The following is an 18,895-nucleotide window of genomic DNA, read 5'->3' on the forward strand; positions in this document are numbered from 1 at the left end:
TGCCCGCAGCCGCTTCTAGCCGAGTTTTGCGGCCATTGCACCCCGCGTCTTACGCCTTGGCGAGCCGCTTTTTCCAGTAGCGGATCTGCTTGCGCACCTCGGACGGCGCGGTGCCGCCGAAGCTCGTGCGGCTCTTTACAGAATTCTGCACGGCAAGAACCGAAAACACGTCGGCGCTGATACCGGGGTGAATGGACTGCAGATCCTCCAGCGAAAGCCTGTCGAGCCCGATCTTCCTGTCGTCGGCCAGCGCCACCGCCCGGCCAGTGATATGGTGCGCCTCGCGGAACGGCAGGCCGAGCGTGCGCACCAGCCAGTCGGCGAGGTCGGTCGCAGTCGAATAGCCGGCGCCGGCAGCCTTTTTCATCGCCGCGGTGTTCACCGTCATGTCGCGCACCATGCCGGTCATTGCCGCCAGCATCAGGTCGAGCGTCTCGGCCGCGTCGAAGACGGATTCCTTGTCTTCCTGCATGTCCTTGCCATAGGTCAGCGGCATGCCCTTCATTACTGTCAGCAAGCCGACGAGGTGCCCGGTGACGCGGCCGGTCTTGCCGCGCACCAGTTCGGCAGCGTCGGGATTCTTCTTCTGCGGCATGATCGACGAACCCGTCGAGAAACTATCCGACAGCCTGACGAAGCCGAATTGCGGCGTCGACCAGATGATGATCTCTTCAGCCAGTCGCGACAGATGCGTCGCGCAGATCGCTGCTACGCCCAGGAACTCGAGCGCGAAATCGCGATCCGAAACGCTGTCGAGCGAATTGCGCATCGGCTCGCGGAAGCCAAGCGCCTTCGCTGTCTCGTGCCTGTCAATCGGAAAGCTGGTGCCGGCAAGGGCGGCAGCGCCGAGCGGGCTTTCATCCATATGCTCAATCGCATCGCGGACGCGAGACAGGTCGCGCGCAAACATCTCGACATAGGCCATGCAGTGATGGCCGAAGGTCACCGGCTGCGCCGCCTGCATGTGGGTGAAGCCCGGCATCACCGTTGCCGCATGCTCCTCGGCGCGATCCAGGAACGCCGTGATCAGGCCCTTCAGCGCCTCGGCGACGCGAAAGCACTCGTCCTTGACCCACAGCCTGAGGTCGACCGCCACCTGGTCATTGCGCGAGCGGGCGGTATGCAGGCGGCCAGCTGCGGGCCCGATCAAATCGGCCAGACGGGCCTCGATATTCATGTGGATGTCTTCCAGCCTGGTGGAGAACTCGAATGTGCCGGTCTCGATCTCTGCCAGGATCGTGTTCAGCCCGTGAGTGATTTTTTCTTGATCGGCCGCCGAAATAATGCCCGTTTGCGCCAGCATCTGGCAATGGGCGATCGAGCCGCGAATATCCTGCGCATAGAGTTTGCGGTCGAACGAGATCGACGCGTTGATCGCTTCCATGATTGCGGCCGGACCCGAGGCAAAACGTCCGCCCCACATCTGGTTGCTGGCCTTCTTGTCGTTCATCGCTATAACCCGTGCTCCGGAGCAGTTTTTAAAAAATGGCAGACGGCAATAGATTCTTCCCGGCTTTGCGTCTCATCCTCGCCGCTTTGGTTGCGGGCGTGCTGGCCGGCGCGGTCGCGGTATATGTCAGGGAAAGCAGTTCTGGCAACAAGGCGCCCGCGCAAGTGGCCGCCGGCGGCGGCAAGGACGACGCCGCCTGCGTCGCCAAGACCGACCGTGCCAAGAAGATCGCCGCCGCTGCTACCGGCCAGGTTGCCGCGCTTTTGCCGGCGGATCCGCCGCAATCGCTGAAAAGCCTTGCCTTCAACGGCCCCGACGGCAAGCCGACGACGATCGCCGATCATGCCGGCAAGACGGTGCTGCTCAATCTGTGGGCGACATGGTGTGCACCTTGCCGCGCCGAAATGCCGGCGCTCGATGCGCTGCAGAAGGAGATGGGCAGCGATGCGTTTCAGGTTGTTGCCGTCAACGTCGATGCCGGCGACGATGCCAAACCGAAGAAATTCCTGGAGGACACCGGCGTCAAGTCGCTCGGCTACTATCGCGATGCCACGATGTCGCTGTTCAACGACGTCAAGACGCGCGGCCTGGCGCTAGGTCTGCCCGTCACCATGCTGATCGATGGGCAAGGCTGCCTCATCGCCCATATGAACGGCCCGGCCGAATGGTCGGGGCCGGATGCCAAGCGTCTGGTCGAGGCGGCGCTTCAGCCGGGATAGGCTCAGACCGTGCGCAGGCGCGGCTTGAGCACGGCAATGCTTGCGCCGCGTCGGCTGGCTGTGCGGATTGCCGGAGCAGCCACGCCCGTCAGTTCGCCGAACGTCTCGATCGGAGCCGGTTTGCCGAGGTAATAGCCTTGCCCGATCTCGCAAGCCTCGGCATCCAAGAACTGCAATTCACCCGGCGTCTCGATGCCCTCCGCAAGGACCGGTAGGCCGAGACCGCGTCCAAGCCCCAGCACGGCGCGGACGATCGCCGCGAACTGGGCGTTCTTGTCGACCGATTTGATGAACGACCCGTCGATCTTGATCTTGTCGAAGGGAAAGGCGCTAAGGTTGGACAGCGAAGAGTAGCCGGTGCCAAAATCGTCCATCGCTACATGCACGCCAAGCGCCTTGACCTGCCTCAAGGCCGCCAGCGCGCGGGGCATATCCTTCACCAGGGCTGTTTCGGTGATCTCCAGTTCCAGCCTGCCGGGTGCCAGGCCGGACCTCGCCAGTGCATCATGCACCTTGCGGCTGAAGTTCGGATTGTGAAGCTGCACGGCGGAGACGTTGACGGCGACCATCAGCGGATTTGTCCAGCGAGCAGCATCGTTACAAGCCGTCGTCAGCACCCAGTCGCCGATCTGGGCGATCGCGCCACTGTCCTCGGCCACGGGGATGAAAACAGCCGGAGAAATATCACCCCGCTCAGGGTGCTGCCACCGGACCAGGGCTTCGAAGCCGATCATCCTGCCGCCGCGGATTTCCTTCTGAGGCTGGTAGACGAGGTGGAACTCCTTGCGGGCGATGGCCTGGCGCAATTCATGCTCCATCACGCGCTTGTCGCGGGCCGCGGTGCCCATGGCTATCTCGAAAAACCGGTAAGTGTCCCTGCCTTCGGTTTTGGCGCGATGGAGTGCCGTGTCGGCATGGCTGATCAGGCCGGCCTGGTCTTCGGCATCCAGCGGAAAGAAGGCGATGCCGATGCTGGCCGAGACGAGGCCGGAGCCGACCGAAACCCTGTTTTCCTCGCGGATCGCCGCCAGCAAGTCCTCGGCTATCCGGCCTGCGGCCAAGGGGTCGGGGAGGTTCGGAGCTATGATGGCAAATTCGTCACCGCCGAGACGCGCGAGCATCTGTCCGTTGCGCGGGATGCCGGAGATGCAGTGCGCGAGCTTCTGCAGCATCGCGTCACCGGCGCTGTGGCCGTAGAGGTCGTTGACTTGCTTGAACCGGTCGAGGTCAAGCAGCAGGAGCGCCAGATATCCATCCTTGCCGCCACGATCCATCGAGGCGACTTCTGCTTCCAGCCGGGAAGAAAAGCTCCGCCGATTGGCAAGCCCGGTAAGCGGATCGAAATGCGCGAGGCGGAGAATCTCTTCTTCTGCCTTCTTGCGCTCACGGATGTCGCGAACGGCAAGCACCGTATGAGGCCTGCCGCAGTAGGTGATCTTCCTGGCGATCAGCTCGACAGGAATTCTCGCGCCGTCGCTGCCCCTTAATTTCGCTTCCTGCGCCTGTTCGCCGAAGCCGGACATAGCGGCTGCGCTCTGTCCGTCGAAAAGCTCGCCGAGTTGCATCGTGTTCAGGGTGGCTGTCGCTGTTCCGGTCAGCTTCGCCATACTGTCATTGGCGCTGACGATGCGGGTGCCATCGCAAACGATCAGACCTTCCACCGCCGCATTGGCGAGATCGTGCATGCGCTCGGCCTCGAGCTTCTGGTGGCGAAAGCGCAGATCGATCCACAGCGCGGCACCTGACAGCACAAGGATTACAAGGCTGGCGACCGCTGCGGCAAAGGCCTGGGAAATGGGCTCGATGGAATGTTCGGATATTTCAATCGAGGAATCCGGAATGATCGACACCGCGGCCATCGCGATGAAATGCAAGCTGCAAATGGCCAGCGTCAAAAGCGCGGCGCCGCCGAGAGTCGCGACTGCTGACGGGCGGCGCAAAACGACCAGGAGTGCCAGTGCCGCAAGGGTCACGCCGGCCAGAAGCGACATCGCGACAAGGAGCAGGTTCCATACGACCCGGCCTTCGACCTCGAAAGCCGCCATGCCGATGTAGTGCATCGTCGCGATGGCGCCGCCCAGAATGGCACCACCGACGAGGAAATGGTCGATGCCGCGGCGCAAGGTGGCGACCCACATCCCAAGCGCGGTCAGGATGACGGCGGCGGCAAGCGAAAAGGCGGATAATCCCGGATTGTATGCGTTCGGTATTCCCGGCGTAAACGCGGTCATGGCGATGAAATGCGTCGCCCATATGCCGAACCCGGTCGAGGCCGCGGCGATCATCAGCCAGACAAGCCGGTTTCGCTCGGTCGATCGGCCGACATGCTTAAGGAGATTAACTGCTGAGAAACAAGAAATTCCACAGACGAGTGCGGCGAGCGCAACCAGTCTCAGGTCGTGCTGATTTACGATACAATTATAGACCGTCAGGATCCTGGTTCACTCGGTCAAAACTAACAGGGGAGGTGTGACGGATTAGCTCTTGGAGATTTTAACGAATAGTTAACCCGTAGGCCATGAGGCGGGTCTTTTCGGGGGAAAACCGATGCCGCTGCGCCGAAAAGGCGGTGATGTCGTTTCTGACGCCCGGTTTCGGTAGCGAGTGCACTTTAGGAAGGAATGGTGTTCATTGATCGGCAACAAAACCGTTGTCCGATTGTCATCAGCGCCACATATTGGCTTTGCGGAGGTGCCCCTTTCGCCAATGACAAACGGGAGATGAAACATGAAGTTCTTCGGCTTTGCGGCCGGTATCGCCGCCACCGTGACCCTGCTTTCCACCACCTCCGCCTTCGCCGTCACGCAGATCAGCTGGTGGCACGCCATGACCGGCGCCAACGCCGAGGTCGTCGCCAAGATCTCCAAGGATTTCAACGCCAGCCAGAGCGAATATGAGCTCGTTCCGGTGTTCAAGGGCACCTATCCGGAGACGCTGAATGCCGGCATCGCTGCCTTTCGTGCCGGGCAAGCGCCCGATATCCTCCAGGTGTTCGACGTCGGCACCGGCGTGATGATGGCGGCCGAGGGTGCGATAAAGCCGGTGGCCGATGTGATGACCGGCGCCGGGATGACTTTCGACAAGAGCCAGTATCTGCCCGGCATCGTCGGCTATTATTCCAAGCCGGACGGCACCATGCTGTCCTTCCCCTACAACTCCTCCTCGCCGATCCTCTACTACAACAAGGACATCTTCCAGAAGGCAGGCCTCGACGTGAACAATCCGCCCAAGACCTGGAACGAGGTTTGGGAAGCCGCCAAGAAGATCAAAACGAGCGGCGCCGCCTCTTGCGGCTATACCTCGACCTGGCTGACCTGGATCCATCTGGAGAATTTCGCGGCGTGGAATGACGTGCCTTGGGCGACCCAGCAGAATGGCCTGGCCGGCGGCGACGTCGAACTCAAGATCAATGCGCCGATTTTCGTCAACCACTTCCAGGCGCTCGCCGACCTGGCCAAGGACGGCACGTTCAAATATGGCGGACGCACCTCCGAAGCCAAGCAGATATTCCTCGCCGGCGAATGCGGCATCTTCACCGAATCGTCGGGCGGCCTCGGCGATATCGTCAAGTCCGGCATGAATTATGGCATCGGCCAGCTTCCCTACGACAGTGACGCCAAGGGTGCCCCGCAGAACACAACGCCGGGCGGTGCCAGCCTATGGGTGTTCGGCAACAAGTCGGACGAGGAATACAAGGGCGTTGCCGCCTTCTTTGCCTATCTGTCCAAGACTGATGTGCAGGAATACCTGCACCAGAAGTCGGGATACCTGCCTGTGACGCTCGCCGCGTACGAGGCGACCAAGAAATCAGGCTTCTATGAAAAGAACCCCGGCCGCGAGACACCCATCCTGCAGATGATCGGCAAGCCGCCGACCGACAATTCGAAGGGCGTGCGCCTGCCGAATCTGCCGCAGGTGCGCGATATCCAGAACGAGGAGCTGGAGAAGATGCTGGCCGGCCAGCAAACCGCCCAGCAGGCCCTCGACAATGCGGTCGCGCGCGGCGACGCCGCAATCAAGGAAGCCCTGGACAACTAACGAGATCGTCTCGGTCAGTCGGTTGGAATATCGCCCACGCGCGCGCGTGTGGGCGATGCCTGGATAGCGAGGGAAATCAGCCTGTCTCCACGCGTCGTCTTTCCCAACAATATCCTGCCCTACCTGCTGGTGGCGCCACAGCTCGCCATAACCCTGGTTTTCTTCTACTGGCCGGCCGGTCAGGCGCTTTACCAGTCGATGCTCAGGCAAGACCCGTTCGGGCTGAAGAGCAGGTTCGTCTGGTTTGCCAATTTCCGGAAGGTGCTGGCCGATCCGGCCTATCTCAACTCGATCAAGGTCACGGTGGTGTTCTCGCTTGCGACCGCGATCGTTGCCATGGTTGCGGCCCTGCTGCTCGCGGTTATGGCCGAGAAGGCCATGCGCGGCAAAGGCCTCTACCGCACACTGTTGATATGGCCTTATGCCGTGGCGCCGGCGATTGCCGGCATGCTGTGGCTGTTTCTGTTCAACCCTTCGATAGGCTCGTTGGCCTATTTGCTGAGAAGCCTCGGCATCGCATGGGACCCACTGCTCAACGGCACCCACGCCATGATCCTGCTGGTGTCGGCGGCTGCCTGGAAGCAGATCAGCTACAATTTCCTGTTCTTCGTCGCCGGCCTGCAGGCGGTGCCGAAAACGCTGATCGAAGCGGCGGCCATGGACGGCGCCGGCGAAACCAAGCGCTTCTGGACCATCGTCTTCCCGCTGCTTGCGCCGACAACCTTTTTCCTGCTGGTCGTCAACACCGTCTATGCCCTGTTCGACACGTTCGGCATCGTTCATGCCGTCACCGGCGGCGGGCCGGGCAAGACGACCGAGACGCTGGTCTACAAGGTCTATAATGACGGCTTTGTCAATCTGATCCTGGGCGACTCGGCGGCGCAGTCGGTCATTTTGATGGCTATCGTCATCGCGCTCACAGCGATCCAGTTCCGCTATGTGGAACGCAAAGTCCACTACGGCTGAGGGCAGCGATGATCGGCCAGTCCCCGCTCCGCACCTTCATCGCCCATGCCGTGCTCATCCTCGGCATATTGATCGTGGCTTTTCCGATCTACTACACCTTCGTTGCCTCGACGCACACGCTGCAAACGATCCTCAGGCCGCCGCTGCCGCTCTTGCCGGGCAGCCAGCTATGGAACAACTACAGTGAGGCGCTGTTCGGCGGCATCGGCCGTATCGGCGGGGTCAGCGTCGGCAGGCTGCTCCTCAACACCACGATCATGGCGCTCGGCGTTGCGGTCGGAAAGATCTTCATCTCGATCCTGTCGGCCTACGCGATCGTGTTCTTTCGCTTTCCGCTGCGCATGACCTTCTTCTGGCTGATCTTCATCACCTTGATGCTTCCAGTCGAGGTGCGCATCCTGCCGACCTACAAGGTGATGGTCGATCTCGGCATGATCGACACCTATGCCGGCCTGATCGTCCCGCTGATCGCCTCAGCCACCGCAACGCTGCTGTTTCGCCAGTTCTTCATGACCATACCGGGCGAATTGGTCGAGGCGGCGCGTGTCGACGGTGCCGGGCCATGGCGCTTCTTCTTCGATATCCTCCTGCCGCTGTCGCGGACAAACATCGCCGCGCTGTTCGTGATCCTCTTCATCTACGGCTGGACGCAGTATCTTTGGCCGCTGCTCGTCACCAACAGCAACGACATGAACACCATCGTCATCGCGCTGAGAAAGATGGTTTCGTTCGCCGACGCCGACACCCAATGGCACCTCGTGATGGTCACGGCAATGCTGGCCATCGTGCCACCGATCCTCGTCGTGGTGATGATGCAACGCTGGTTCGTGCGCGGCCTGGTCGAATCCGAAAAGTGAGACTCTGATGGCGACCGTCGATCTGAAGGACGTGAAGAAGGTCTATCCCAGCGGCGTCGAAGCCGTGAAGGGCGTCTCCATCGCCATTCCCGACAAGGAGCTTTGCGTGCTGGTCGGCCCGTCAGGTTGCGGTAAGTCCACGCTGCTGAGGATGATCGCCGGGTTGGAGACCATTTCGGCCGGTACAGTCGCCATCGACGGCAAGGTGGTCAACGCCATCGGCCCGACCGAGCGCGACATCGCCATGGTGTTCCAGAATTACGCGCTCTACCCACATATGAAGGTCTATGACAACATGGCCTATGGCCTGCGCAACCGCGGCACGCCGAAGGACGAGATCGATAGCAGGGTACGCTCGACGGCCAAGGTGCTGGAGCTTTCGGCGCTGCTCGACCGGCGCCCGCGCGAGCTTTCAGGCGGTCAGCGCCAGCGCGTCGCCATGGGTCGCGCCATCGTGCGCAACCCGAAGGTCTTCCTGTTCGACGAACCACTGTCCAACCTCGATGCGAAATTGCGCGGGCAGATGCGCATCGAGATCAAGAATCTGCAGCGCTCGCTTGGCGTCACCTCGGTTTATGTCACGCACGACCAGCTTGAGGCGATGACGCTGGCCGACATCCTCGTCGTCATGAACGCCGGACTGGTCGAGCAGACCGGCGCTCCGCTTGATGTGTACGAGAAACCGGCTTCGACCTTCGTCGCTTCGTTCATAGGCGCACCGCCGATGAATCTGCTGGCGCTCACAGGGGCCTCCCCAAGCTCGGTATTGGCCGACGGTACGGTGATTGGCTTGGCGCCTCGACAGGGCAAGGTGGTGACACTAGGCTTTCGTCCGGAGGACGCCGATATCACCTTCGCGGCAGAGGCGCCGGCCGGCGCGCTCGCGCTGCCTGCGACAGTGGAAGCGGTCGAACCGGTCGGTGCCGAAAGCTTTCTCCATTGCGTGGCAGCCGGCAGCCGCATCGTGGTGCGCGTCTCAGGCCGCGCCAACGCCAAGCCAGGTGACCGATTGCGCGTCGTGGCCAGGTCCGAAACGCTGCATTGGTTCGATCAGGCGGGCAAACGGGTCGATTGAAATCGGCCTTGCGCAAAACCGTTCAGGCAAACACATGCGCCTTGCCCGACACGGTCAGCCGCACGATCTCGCCGACCGCCGGCGCGTCCATGCCCGGCTTGCGCAGGATCAATGGCGTGTTGCCGATGGCGGCCGCGTCGGGCGGATCGGGACTGTTCAAGAGACGCACGGCGATGGTGCACATCGAGCCGGCGAACTCGGATTCCGTGACCTCGCCGAACAGCATGTCCGGCGTGCCCGACATGCCTTCACGCGAGGTTCGTTTCAGCAGCACCTGCTCGGGCCGCAGCATGATGCGGGCAATGTCGCGCCGCTCGGTGCTGTCGACGGCGATGCGGCCGAGCGGCGAGGTAGCGAAGCCATCGGCGATCCTGGCCGGCAAGACGATGGCGTCGCCGAGGAACTCGGCGATCATCCTGTCCTTCGGCCTGAAATAGAGCTCGCGCGGCGTGCCGATCTGCGAGAATTTGCCGTCGCGCATCACCGCGACCTGGCTGGCGAATGACAGCGCCTCGGCCTGATCATGGGTGACCAGGATGGTGGTGATGCCGGCGGTTTCAAGGAGCTCGGCCACGGCCTTGCGCATCGAGGCGCGCAGGCCGGTGTCGAGCGCCGAGAACGGCTCGTCGAGCAGCATCAGCCGCGGCTTCATGGCCATGGCGCGGGCGAGCGCGACGCGCTGCTGCTGGCCGCCGGAGAGTTCGTGCGGACGGCGCTTCAGGATACCTTTGTCCAGCCCGACGACATAGGCGAGCTCGGCGATGCGCTCGCTGCGCTTTTCCTCGTGACGCCCCATGCCGAAGCCGATATTGGCGGCGATGCTCAGATGCGGGAACAGAGCGCCGTCCTGCGCCACCAGCCCGATGCCGCGGCGATGCGCCGGCACGGCCGTGTCGCCATCGGCCAGCATCTCGCCATCGAGCACGATGCGGCCCTGGTCCGGCGCCTCGAAGCCGGCGATCAGCCGCAGCAACGTGGTCTTGCCGCAACCGGATGGCCCGACAATTGCCGTACGGCTGCCGCTGGCCACGCTGAGGTCGACGCCGGCAAGTGCTGCGACGGGGCCGTAGTGCTTGTGGATGCCGCTCAGCTCGAGAAAGCTCATCGCCCGGCCATCCGCTTCGACTGGACGTAGAGCAGCCAGGTCAAAGGCAGCGACATCGCCACCATGATCAGGGCATAAGGCGCCGCCGACGCATAGTCGATCTCGCCGCTATAGGACCAGAACGCCATGGCCAGCGTGCGGGTGCCGTTGGGCGCCAGCATTTGGGTTGCGGTCAATTCGTTCATGATACCAAGGGCAACCAACGCCATGCCGGCTGCGGCGCCCGGCGCCGACAGGCGGATGGTCGTCGACCACAGCGCCTTGAGCGGCGACCGGCCGAGGCTGGAGGCGGCGCGTTCGAGCTCGACTGGCGCCTGTGCTATCGACGCCCTGAGGCTAATCAGGGCGCGCGGCAGGAACATCAGCGCATAGGCGACCAGGATGGTGAACAGGGTCTGGTAGAGCGGCATGGCGACACGCACGGCGATGGTGACCAGCGCCAGGGCGATGACAACGCCGGGCAACGCGCCGACGATATAGTTGCAGCCCTCCAGGACGCGTTGCAACCGCCCCGGTGCGCGGATCGAAATCCACGCCATCGGCATTGCCGCGACGGTGGCGAGCAGCGCCCCGGCAATCGCCAGGAACAGCGTTTGGCCAAGCGCCAGGCCGATCTCGTCGAGCCGCCAGACATCGGCGCCGCCGGCCATGAGCCAGCGGCCGATGGTGGCGAACGGCACGCCGAGCGCCAGTAGCGTGGTAATGGCAGGCAGCAGCAGGCAAGGAATGGTGGCGCGCCCAAGGCTCGTGCGCTGCTGCTGGCGCGCGGCACCCGAACCGACGCGGGCATAGCGCTCTTCGCCGCGCACCAGCACCTCCAGCCCGAGCAGCACAAGGCAGCAGGTCACCAGCACGCCGGCCAGCATGTTGGCGGCGGGACCGTTGAAGGTCGACTGAAACTGGTCGACGATCGCGGTGGTGAAGGTGTCGAAGCGGATGAAGACATAGAGCCCGTATTCGGCCAGGAGGTGCAGGCCGACCAGCAGCGAGCCGCCGCAAATGGCGAGTCGGAGCTGCGGCAGCACGACACGCCGAAACACGCGCCATGGGCCAAGCCCGAGGGCCGCTGCTGCATCTTCGAGAGCGGGATCGAGCCGGCGCAAAGCTGCCGCTATCGGCAGATAGAGGAACGGGAAATAAGCGATGACCGATACAAGCACGCCGGCCCACAGGCCGTGCAGTCTGGGCGCCATGGTGATCCAGGCGTAACTGTGGACGAAGGCGGGAATGGCGAGCGGCGCCACCGACAACCAGGCCCATAGGCGGGCCCCCGGCAGATCGCTGCGCTCGGTGAGCCAGGCCAGCGCCACCGACAGCACGATCGAAATCGGCACGGTCAGCACCACCAGCAGACTGGTGTTGACCAGAAGTTCGCCGACGCGCGGCCTGAACACCAGCGCCGCCACGGTTTCCCAGCCAGTCTGCACCGCCACCCAGACGATGAAGGCAAGTGGCAGCAGCGCGAAAAGCGAGACAAAGACGGCGGCCAGCGCAATCCATGAGACCGACCAACGACGTGCCCGCACGGCCGTGGTATCGGCTGGCAAGCCTGAAGGTGCGAGATCGATCGCCGACTGCATCAGATCAGACGTTGTGCCGTTTCCGCCCGAAGGCGGAAACAATCGTCGGCGAATGCGGCGAGCAGCTTGTGGTCATGGACAAATGCCATCTTGAAAACAGAGCGCTCCCGCGGAAAGCGAATTCCCACAGGAGCGCAGTCGGTTGCCCTTTTAGGACGAACGCCGGCTAAAGCAAGCCGGCCGCCGTCATCAGGTCGGTCACCTTCTTCGAGTTCAGCGTCGTCGGGTCGACTTTCGGCGCCTGCAGATCGGCCAGCGGCACCAGCTTCGGATTGGACTCAGCGCCCTTGCCGACTGCGTATTCGAACGAATCGCCTGTCTTCAGCACGTCCTGGCCGCCCTTGCCGGTGACCCATTTCAGGAAAGCCTGCGCTTCCTTAGGGTGCTTGCTCGGGGCCAGCACGCCACCGCCGGAAACCGAGACGAAAGCACCGGGATCCTGGTGCTTGAAATAGTGCAGCTCGACGTTCTTGCTGTTCTCGCCGGTCTTGGCCTGATCGCCGTAATAGTAATAGTGATAGATCACGCCGCCTTCGACCTCGCCGGCATTGACCGCCTTCATCACCGTGCTGTTGCCCTTATAGGCGGCAAAATTCTCCTTCATGCCCTTTAGCCATTCGGCCGTCGCTGCCTCACCCTTGAGCTGCAAAAGCGCGCTGACGATCGCCTGGAAATCGGCGCCGGAGGGCGATGCGGCCCAACGGCCCTTCCAGCTCGCATCGGCGAGATCGAGAAGCGATTTGGGCAGCTGGTCGGCGGCCAGCTTGGTCTTGTTGAAGGCAAAGACCGTGCTGCGCGCGGCGACGCCGACCCATTTGCCGCTCGCCGGCTGGTACTCCTGCGGAACCTGGGCCAGCGTCTCGGTGTCGACCGGTGCGAACAGGCCGGCCGCCTCGACTAATGCCATGGCCGGCGAATTCTCCGTCAGGAATACATCGGCGGGCGAAGCGGTGCCTTCCGCAACGATCTGATTGGAGAAATCGCTGTCGCCGCCATTGCGGACGGTAACCTTGATGCCGGTTTCCTTGGTGAATCCCTCCGCCCAGGCCTTGGTCAGGTTTTCGTGCTGGGCGTTGTAGACGACGATGCCCTCGTCCTCTGCTATTGCCGGGCCGGCGATCAGGCTGATTGCAAGTGCTGTCGCACCGGCAAGGGCGGAAAGAGCATATTTCATGGCGTCGTCCTCGATTTCGATGGTCGTTGGCTTGGCACGCTGCACCTACCAATACATGACTAGCGCAGTCAACATTGCTGGCCCACTCAATTGCTCAAAAGGCCAAACTTTCGTGATGCTCAGCTAATTTGCCTTGGACATTATTTCGCCGGCCCCGTAACAAATCAGCGCCGAGACGCGAATATCGGGGAGTGAACTCTTGTGAGCGGCAAGGACGAAGCCGAGCTTTCACGGCTGCTGCGGGCCGCGATCGCCGGAGACGAAAGGGCCTATGCCGACTTTCTGCACCGGATCGCCGCGCTCGTTCGTGGCTTTGCCCGGCGCAAGATCGTGCAGGGTGGGGTGGATCCCGAGGATGTCGTGCAGGAAACCTTGCTGGCCATTCATGTGAAACGACACACCTGGCGCGATAATGCGCCGGTGCTGCCTTGGGTCTATGCAATAGCCCGCTTCAAGCTGATCGACGCGTTCCGGCGGCGCGGCCGGCGGATCGAGGTCGAGATCGACGAAATCGCCGAGACCTTCGCCGAGCCGGAAGCGGAGACGGTAAGCGAGCGCGACGTCAACCGGGCGCTCGACAGCCTGTCGCCGGCACAGCGTTCCGTCGTCTCGGCCGTATCGGTCGAAGGCCGGTCAATCGGCGAGACCGCGGCCAAATTCGGCATCAGCGAGACGGCTGTGCGGGTGTCACTGCACCGCGGGCTTGCCGCCATTGCCAAACGGTTCGGGGCGGGGCGGGAATAAAAATGAGGACTGAAGATCTCATCAAGGCGCTCGACGCCGATGCCCGCAGCAAGGCGCTGCCGCTAGGCGCCGCCTGGTGGCTTGCCGCCGGTGCGGCCATGGTGATCGCGGCCGCGGTTTTCTGGCTGACGATCGGCCCGCGCCCCGACATTGCGATCGCCATGCACACGATGCGGTTCCTGTCCAAATTCGTCTTCACGATCGCTCTTTCGGCCAGCGCCTTTGCCCTGGTGCATGCGCTGTCGATGCCCGGTGCATCGACGGGCCGGGCGGCAAGCTGGATGATCGCCGCCCCGCTGCTGGTGATTGTGGCCGTGATTCTCGAACTCTTCGCCGTGCCTGCGTCCGACTGGGGCACACGCCTGGTCGGGACGAACCTGGTCATCTGCCTGACCTTCATTCCGTTGATCGGGATCGGCCCGCTTGCCGTCTTTCTTGCCGTCCTGCGCCATGGCGCGCCCACAAGGCCGGTGCTTGCCGGTGCGGCCGCGGGCCTGCTTGCCGGCGGGTTGGCGGCGACCTTCTATGCGGCGCATTGCTTCGACGATTCGCCGCTTTTCGTCGGCACCTGGTATACGATCGCGGTCGCCATCCTTGCCGTGCTCGGGGCGCTCGGCGGACGACTTTTTGTGCGCTGGTAGCGATAAGAATCAGCGTGTCGGAACGGGATGCTCGCCGCGATAGTCGTAAAAGCCGCGCCCGGTCTTGCGGCCGAGCCAGCCAGCCTCGACATATTTGACCAGCAGCGGGCAGGGGCGGTATTTCGAATCCGACAGCCCGTCATGCAGCACCTGCATGATCGACAGGCAGGTGTCGAGCCCGATGAAATCGGCAAGCTGCAGCGGCCCCATCGGATGGTTGGCGCCGAGCTTCATGGCGGTATCGATGGCGTCGACCGAGCCGACACCTTCATAGAGCGTGTAGATCGCCTCGTTGATCATCGGCAGCAGGATGCGGTTGACGATAAAGGCCGGGAAATCCTCCGAGACGGTGATCGTCTTGTCGAGCTGCTTCACATAGGTTTTTGCCGCCTCGAAGGTCTGGTCCTCGGTGGCGATGCCGCGCACCAGTTCGACCAGCTTCATCACCGGAACCGGATTCATGAAATGTATGCCGATGAAGCGTTCCGGCCGGTCGGTCTGCGAAGCCAGCCGTGTGATCGAGATCGATGATGTGTTCGTCGCCAGGATGGCCTCGGGGTTGAGCTGCGGGCAGAGCTGGGCATAAATCTTGCGCTTGACCGTCTCGTCCTCGGTCGCCGCTTCGATCACCAGATCGGCGCCCGCAAGGTCGGCCATGGCCGGCGCCGCCGAAATGCGCGCCATCGCTTCATTGCGCAGCGTTTCCTCGAGCTTGCCGGAGCCGACCTGACGGGCCATGTTGCCGCTGATCGTAGCGATGCCCTTTTCGATGCGGTCGGGCGAAATATCGTAAACCAGCACCTTATAGCCCGCCAGCGCCGACACATGGGCGATGCCGCCGCCCATCTGGCCCGCGCCGATGATGCCGATCGTCTCGATCTTGCTCATTACCCGATCCCGTCGAGGCCTTTGCGGCCCGTTTTTTGTGCAGTGCAAACTAAAAGGGCGGGGCGACTTCGTCTACCCCACCCCTCAGAATTTAATACGCTTTGGCAGAAGGCGTCAAAGCGCCTTTTGCAGTTCCGGCAGAATGACGAAAAGATCGCCGACGAGACCGTAGTCGGCGACCTGGAAGATCGGCGCCTCCTCGTCCTTGTTGATGGCAACGATCACCTTCGAATCCTTCATGCCAGCAAGGTGCTGGATGGCACCGGAGATGCCGACGGCAATATAAAGGTCGGGCGCTACCACCTTGCCGGTCTGGCCCACCTGCCAGTCGTTCGGCGCATAGCCGGCATCGACGGCGGCGCGAGATGCGCCAACCGCCGCACCGAGCTTGTCGGCGACCGGCAGGATGACCTCCTGGAACTTCTCGGAGGAGCCCAGCGCACGGCCACCCGAGATGATGATCTTGGCCGAGGTCAGCTCTGGACGGTCGGTCTCGGAGAGCTTGTTCTCGACAAAACTCGACAGGCCGGGATTGGCCGCCGCCTGAACCGTCTCGACCGGCGCGGAACCACCCTCGGGTGCTGCCTGGAAGGAAGCGGTGCGCACCGTGATAACCTTCTTAGCGTCACTCGACTGCACCGTCTGGATGGCGTTGCCGGCATAGATCGGCCGCTTGAAGGTGTCGGGCGACACGACTTCGATGATTTCCGATATCTGGGCGACATCGAGCAGCGCCGCCACGCGGGGCGCGACGTTCTTGCCCGACGAGGTCGCCGGCGCGATGATCGTCTCGTATGGCTCAGCAAGCGAAACGACTAGTGCCGCCAGCGGTTCGGCGAGACGCTCGGTCAGTTCGTCAGCGTCGGCGAGCAGCACCTTGGTAACGCCCTTGAGCTTGGCGGCTGCGTCCGCTGCCGGCTTGGCATCTTTGCCGGCAACTAGCACATGCACGTCCGAACCGATCTGCAGCGCCGCCGAAAGCGCCTTGGCGGTCTGGTCGGAAAGCGCAGCGTTGTCGTGTTCGGCAATCAGAAGAATTGTCATTTTCTATCCCTTCCTGGCCTACAGCACGCCGGCTTCGTTCTTCAGCTTGTCGACCAGTTCGGCGACGCTCTTGACCTTGACGCCCGCCTTGCGGCCGCCCGGCTCCTCGGTTTTGATCACCTTCAGCCGCGGCTTGACGTCGGCGCCGTAGTCGGCAGGGCTCTTCTCGTCGAGCGGCTTCTTCTTGGCCTTCATGATATTGGGCAGCGACGCGTAGCGTGGCTGGTTCAGGCGCAAATCGGCGGTGACGATTGCCGGCATCTTCAGTTCCAGCGTCTGCAGGCCGCCATCGACTTCGCGCGTCACCGTGGCCTTTTCACCGTCGAGCACGATCTTGGAGGCGAAGGTGCCCTGCGCCCAGCCGAGAAGTGCGGCCAGCATCTGGCCGGTTTGGTTGGAATCGTCGTCGATCGCCTGCTTGCCGAGAATGACAAGGCCGGGCTGTTCTGCCTCGACGACGCCCTTCAGCACCTTGGCGACGCCCAGCGGCTCAGTCTGCTCGTCGGTCTTGACCAGGATGGCGCGGTCGGCGCCCATGGCGAGCGCCGTGCGCAAGGTCTCCTGTGCCTGCTGCGGCCCGATCGACACGACGATGATCTCTTCGGCCTTACCAGCTTCCTTCAGCCGGATCGCCTCTTCCACCGCGATCTCGTCGAACGGGTTCATCGCCATCTTGACGTTGGCGAGTTCCACCGCCGAACCGTCCGCTTTCACCCGGACCTTGACGTTCGCATCCACAACCCGCTTCACGGGCACAAGGATCTTCATTTGCCTGTCACCTCTTTCACGATAGTCTCTCACGCGCGTCGGACGCGCTATAGCAGCGTGCACCTCTTCAGAGTTGTCGAAAGCCGACATTCCGGACGGAATTCTGGTCTTCGCCACGCCAGTAGGGTGGCGCTTGCGTAGTTGCGGCGACGCCGCGCGTCAATATCCGGGCGCACTCGGATCCTCGGCGAAGCACTCAAATCAGTTCAGTCCGGACCGGAAACGCTTCCCCGGCCCCAGCGCGGCGCCTGCTGCGCAGGTTGTGGTTCGCTTGGCGCCGGCTCTACGGCAACGGGCACATGGCCGGCGACCACCACAGTCTCTTCATCCGCAGCGGCGAGCAGCGGCACGCCGCGGCTGCGCAAGACAAGCACCAGCACGGCTCCGGCGATGATGCCGCCGATATGGCAGGCCCAGGAAACCTGATCCTCGCCTCCTTGGGCAAACATGAAGATCTGGAACAGGATCCACAGGATGAGCGGGATGAAAGCCGGGATACGCAACGGGATGCGGGCGAAGGCCAGCACCCACACCTTCACGCGCGGATAAAGGATCAGATAGGCAGCGACGACACCGGCGATGGCGCCCGACGCGCCGATCAGCGGCACTTGCGAATCCCAGGCCACCAGACCCTGGAAGAAAGCGCCGGCAATGGCGCAAAGCAGGTAGAAGATGAGGTAGCGGATGTGGCCGAGTGCATCCTCGACATTGTCGCCGAATACCCACAAGAAAAGCATGTTGCCGCCGAGGTGGAAGATATCCGCGTGCAGGAAGGAATAAGTCAGGTAGCTCAGGCTCTCGGGAATGACGACGAATTGCGGATCGAGCTCGACGCTGTCATGCACGACCGACGGGATGAAGCCGAGGCCCAGCACCGCGGCGTTGGAGAAGTCCTCACCGCCAAGCGTGGTGACAAGGTAGATCAACACATTGAGCGCGATCAGGCCGATGGTCACATATTGCAGCTTGATGTGCCGCAGCCTGTTGGTGTCGTAAAGCGGGATGAACATCGGGTCCCCAACTCGGCGGATTTCAGCGGTTCTTGCCAGGAACCCATAGCACGTCGGCGTTTCCGTTGTCATTGACCGCGCGCGCGGCAACGAACAGGAAGTCCGAGACGCGGTTGATGTACCTTATTGCCTCGCGGTTGACGGGCTCGTTTGGGTCTTGCGACAGCGCCACCATGATGCGCTCGGCGCGGCGCGCGACCGTGCGGGCGAGGTGAAGGGCGGCGGCGGCCGGCGTGCCGCCATTGAGCACGAAGGATTTGAGCGGCTGCAGATTTTTGTTGAGGAGGTCGATGTCCTGTTCGACGCGGTCGGTCTGCGAGGCTACGATGCGCAGCGGCTCGTAGTCCAGCGGCTTGCCATTATCGGGGACTGCCAGATCGGCGCCGAGATCGAAAAGATCGTTCTGGATGCGGCCGAGCATCGCATCGATCGCCGGATTTACTGCCGCTGTATGGATGCGGGCCATGCCGATGCAGGCATTGGCCTCGTCGACCGTGCCGTAGGCGTCGATCCGAAGGTCGGATTTCAGCCGCCGCTCGCCGGAGCCGAGACCGGTGGTGCCGTCGTCGCCAGTGCGGGTGTAGATCTTGTTGAGCTTGACCACGGGGTACCTCCCGACTGGTGCTGCGTCACTTACGGGTGAAATACACCGCCAGCATGATCAGCACCAAGGCCACGAACTGCAGGAGCACGCGCGTCTGCATCAGCTTGTTGGAGGTCATGCTGGAGCCGCCGCGCATCATGTTGATGAGGCCGCGCATCAGCACGATCACCACTGCGACCATGACAAGAACGGCGAGGATGTTGAAGACGGTTGCCATGGTGTGTTCCAGTTG

18 protein-coding genes are annotated in these 18,895 nt (G+C 62.7%); 7 read left to right on the top strand and 11 right to left on the bottom strand.

Features of this window, described 5'->3' with window-relative positions:
* Window positions 1–49 precede the first annotated feature (49 nt).
* Window positions 50–1,450, bottom strand: a complete 1,401-nt coding sequence (gene argH, locus NKJ12_RS19240; RefSeq protein WP_352691041.1) for an argininosuccinate lyase — start codon at window positions 1,448–1,450, stop codon at window positions 50–52.
* A 35-nt stretch (window positions 1,451–1,485) separates the two neighbouring features.
* Between argH and tlpA the strand changes: the two genes are divergently transcribed.
* Window positions 1,486–2,169 (top strand): thiol:disulfide interchange protein TlpA, encoded by a 684-nt coding sequence (gene tlpA, locus NKJ12_RS19245; protein ID WP_352691040.1) that lies wholly within the window; start codon window positions 1,486–1,488, stop codon window positions 2,167–2,169.
* Window positions 2,170–2,171: 2 nt separating this feature from the next.
* Here tlpA and NKJ12_RS19250 read toward each other — a convergent pair whose 3' ends face one another.
* Window positions 2,172–4,604, bottom strand: a complete 2,433-nt coding sequence (locus tag NKJ12_RS19250; protein ID WP_352704437.1) for a bifunctional diguanylate cyclase/phosphodiesterase — start codon at window positions 4,602–4,604, stop codon at window positions 2,172–2,174.
* Window positions 4,605–4,896: 292 nt separating this feature from the next.
* On the opposite strand from NKJ12_RS19250, the gene ugpB reads away from it, so the two are divergent.
* From ugpB to ugpC, 4 genes are all read left to right on the top strand, one after another.
* Window positions 4,897–6,207: a sn-glycerol-3-phosphate ABC transporter substrate-binding protein UgpB gene (ugpB, locus tag NKJ12_RS19255; RefSeq protein WP_352691037.1), complete on the top strand. Its 1,311-nt coding sequence runs from the start codon at window positions 4,897–4,899 to the stop codon at window positions 6,205–6,207.
* Between the two features lie 81 nt (window positions 6,208–6,288).
* Complete coding sequence (ugpA, locus tag NKJ12_RS19260; protein WP_352691050.1) at window positions 6,289–7,173, top strand: sn-glycerol-3-phosphate ABC transporter permease UgpA; 885 nt, start codon at window positions 6,289–6,291, stop codon at window positions 7,171–7,173.
* Window positions 7,174–7,181: 8 nt separating this feature from the next.
* Window positions 7,182–8,030 carry a sn-glycerol-3-phosphate ABC transporter permease UgpE gene (gene ugpE, locus NKJ12_RS19265; protein WP_352476283.1) on the top strand — a complete coding sequence of 283 codons (849 nt, stop codon included), beginning with the start codon at window positions 7,182–7,184 and terminating at the stop codon, window positions 8,028–8,030.
* Between the two features lie 7 nt (window positions 8,031–8,037).
* Window positions 8,038–9,105: a sn-glycerol-3-phosphate ABC transporter ATP-binding protein UgpC gene (ugpC, locus tag NKJ12_RS19270; RefSeq protein WP_352691036.1), complete on the top strand. Its 1,068-nt coding sequence runs from the start codon at window positions 8,038–8,040 to the stop codon at window positions 9,103–9,105.
* 22 nt (window positions 9,106–9,127) lie between these two features.
* Here the strand turns inward: ugpC and NKJ12_RS19275 are convergent, their stop codons facing one another.
* The 3 genes from NKJ12_RS19275 to NKJ12_RS19285 all read right to left on the bottom strand — a co-directional run bounded on the left by NKJ12_RS19275 (window position 9,128) and on the right by NKJ12_RS19285 (window position 12,964).
* Window positions 9,128–10,210, bottom strand: a complete 1,083-nt coding sequence (locus NKJ12_RS19275) for an ABC transporter ATP-binding protein (RefSeq protein WP_352505106.1) — start codon at window positions 10,208–10,210, stop codon at window positions 9,128–9,130.
* Window positions 10,207–11,790, bottom strand: coding sequence for an ABC transporter permease (locus NKJ12_RS19280; protein WP_352704397.1), 1,584 nt, complete (start codon window positions 11,788–11,790; stop codon window positions 10,207–10,209). Before NKJ12_RS19280 ends, NKJ12_RS19275 begins: the two co-directional genes overlap by 4 nt.
* Before the next feature lie 166 nt (window positions 11,791–11,956).
* Window positions 11,957–12,964, bottom strand: coding sequence for an iron ABC transporter substrate-binding protein (locus tag NKJ12_RS19285; protein WP_352704399.1), 1,008 nt, complete (start codon window positions 12,962–12,964; stop codon window positions 11,957–11,959).
* Window positions 12,965–13,165: 201 nt separating this feature from the next.
* On the opposite strand from NKJ12_RS19285, the gene NKJ12_RS19290 reads away from it, so the two are divergent.
* Window positions 13,166–13,708, top strand: coding sequence for a sigma-70 family RNA polymerase sigma factor (locus tag NKJ12_RS19290; protein ID WP_352704401.1), 543 nt, complete (start codon window positions 13,166–13,168; stop codon window positions 13,706–13,708).
* 2 nt (window positions 13,709–13,710) lie between these two features.
* Complete coding sequence (locus NKJ12_RS19295; protein ID WP_352704403.1) at window positions 13,711–14,349, top strand: NrsF family protein; 639 nt, start codon at window positions 13,711–13,713, stop codon at window positions 14,347–14,349.
* A gap of 9 nt (window positions 14,350–14,358) precedes the next feature.
* On the opposite strand, the gene NKJ12_RS19300 is transcribed toward NKJ12_RS19295, so the two are convergent.
* The 6 genes from NKJ12_RS19300 to NKJ12_RS19325 form a co-directional block, all read right to left on the bottom strand.
* Entirely contained in the window at window positions 14,359–15,237 is an 879-nt protein-coding gene (locus NKJ12_RS19300; protein ID WP_352476291.1) for a 3-hydroxybutyryl-CoA dehydrogenase, read from the bottom strand.
* A gap of 114 nt (window positions 15,238–15,351) precedes the next feature.
* Window positions 15,352–16,281: an electron transfer flavoprotein subunit alpha/FixB family protein gene (locus NKJ12_RS19305; protein WP_352505111.1), complete on the bottom strand. Its 930-nt coding sequence runs from the start codon at window positions 16,279–16,281 to the stop codon at window positions 15,352–15,354.
* Between the two features lie 18 nt (window positions 16,282–16,299).
* Window positions 16,300–17,049, bottom strand: a complete 750-nt coding sequence (locus tag NKJ12_RS19310; protein ID WP_352476294.1) for an electron transfer flavoprotein subunit beta/FixA family protein — start codon at window positions 17,047–17,049, stop codon at window positions 16,300–16,302.
* A 206-nt stretch (window positions 17,050–17,255) separates the two neighbouring features.
* Window positions 17,256–18,059 carry a rhomboid family intramembrane serine protease gene (locus NKJ12_RS19315; protein WP_352691033.1) on the bottom strand — a complete coding sequence of 268 codons (804 nt, stop codon included), beginning with the start codon at window positions 18,057–18,059 and terminating at the stop codon, window positions 17,256–17,258.
* A gap of 22 nt (window positions 18,060–18,081) precedes the next feature.
* Window positions 18,082–18,663, bottom strand: a complete 582-nt coding sequence (locus NKJ12_RS19320) for a cob(I)yrinic acid a,c-diamide adenosyltransferase (RefSeq protein ID WP_254816675.1) — start codon at window positions 18,661–18,663, stop codon at window positions 18,082–18,084.
* A gap of 25 nt (window positions 18,664–18,688) precedes the next feature.
* A complete protein-coding gene (locus NKJ12_RS19325; protein ID WP_352505113.1) occupies window positions 18,689–18,880 on the bottom strand; it encodes a twin transmembrane helix small protein in 192 nt (63 codons plus the stop codon).
* Between the last annotated feature and the right edge of the window lie 15 nt (window positions 18,881–18,895).

This window comes from Mesorhizobium sp. M0195 (assembly GCF_040322115.1).
Lineage (GTDB): Bacteria > Pseudomonadota > Alphaproteobacteria > Rhizobiales > Rhizobiaceae > Mesorhizobium.

Bases quoted from the DNA above. Each gene is read 5' to 3' on its own strand.
- tlpA (WP_352691040.1), top strand. From the start codon at position 1,486: ATGGCAGACGGCAATAGATTCTTCCCGGCTTTGCGTCTCATCCTCGCC.
- argH (WP_352691041.1), bottom strand. From the start codon at position 1,450: ATGAACGACAAGAAGGCCAGCAACCAGATGTGGGGCGGACGTTTTGCC.
- NKJ12_RS19310 (WP_352476294.1), bottom strand. From the start codon at position 17,049: ATGAAGATCCTTGTGCCCGTGAAGCGGGTTGTGGATGCGAACGTCAAG.
- NKJ12_RS19280 (WP_352704397.1), bottom strand. From the start codon at position 11,790: ATGCAGTCGGCGATCGATCTCGCACCTTCAGGCTTGCCAGCCGATACC.
- NKJ12_RS19295 (WP_352704403.1), top strand. From the start codon at position 13,711: ATGAGGACTGAAGATCTCATCAAGGCGCTCGACGCCGATGCCCGCAGC.
- NKJ12_RS19285 (WP_352704399.1), bottom strand. From the start codon at position 12,964: ATGAAATATGCTCTTTCCGCCCTTGCCGGTGCGACAGCACTTGCAATC.
- ugpE (WP_352476283.1), top strand. From the start codon at position 7,182: ATGATCGGCCAGTCCCCGCTCCGCACCTTCATCGCCCATGCCGTGCTC.
- NKJ12_RS19275 (WP_352505106.1), bottom strand. From the start codon at position 10,210: ATGAGCTTTCTCGAGCTGAGCGGCATCCACAAGCACTACGGCCCCGTC.
- NKJ12_RS19315 (WP_352691033.1), bottom strand. From the start codon at position 18,059: ATGTTCATCCCGCTTTACGACACCAACAGGCTGCGGCACATCAAGCTG.
- ugpC (WP_352691036.1), top strand. From the start codon at position 8,038: ATGGCGACCGTCGATCTGAAGGACGTGAAGAAGGTCTATCCCAGCGGC.
- NKJ12_RS19300 (WP_352476291.1), bottom strand. From the start codon at position 15,237: ATGAGCAAGATCGAGACGATCGGCATCATCGGCGCGGGCCAGATGGGC.
- ugpB (WP_352691037.1), top strand. From the start codon at position 4,897: ATGAAGTTCTTCGGCTTTGCGGCCGGTATCGCCGCCACCGTGACCCTG.
- NKJ12_RS19305 (WP_352505111.1), bottom strand. From the start codon at position 16,281: ATGACAATTCTTCTGATTGCCGAACACGACAACGCTGCGCTTTCCGAC.
- NKJ12_RS19325 (WP_352505113.1), bottom strand. From the start codon at position 18,880: ATGGCAACCGTCTTCAACATCCTCGCCGTTCTTGTCATGGTCGCAGTG.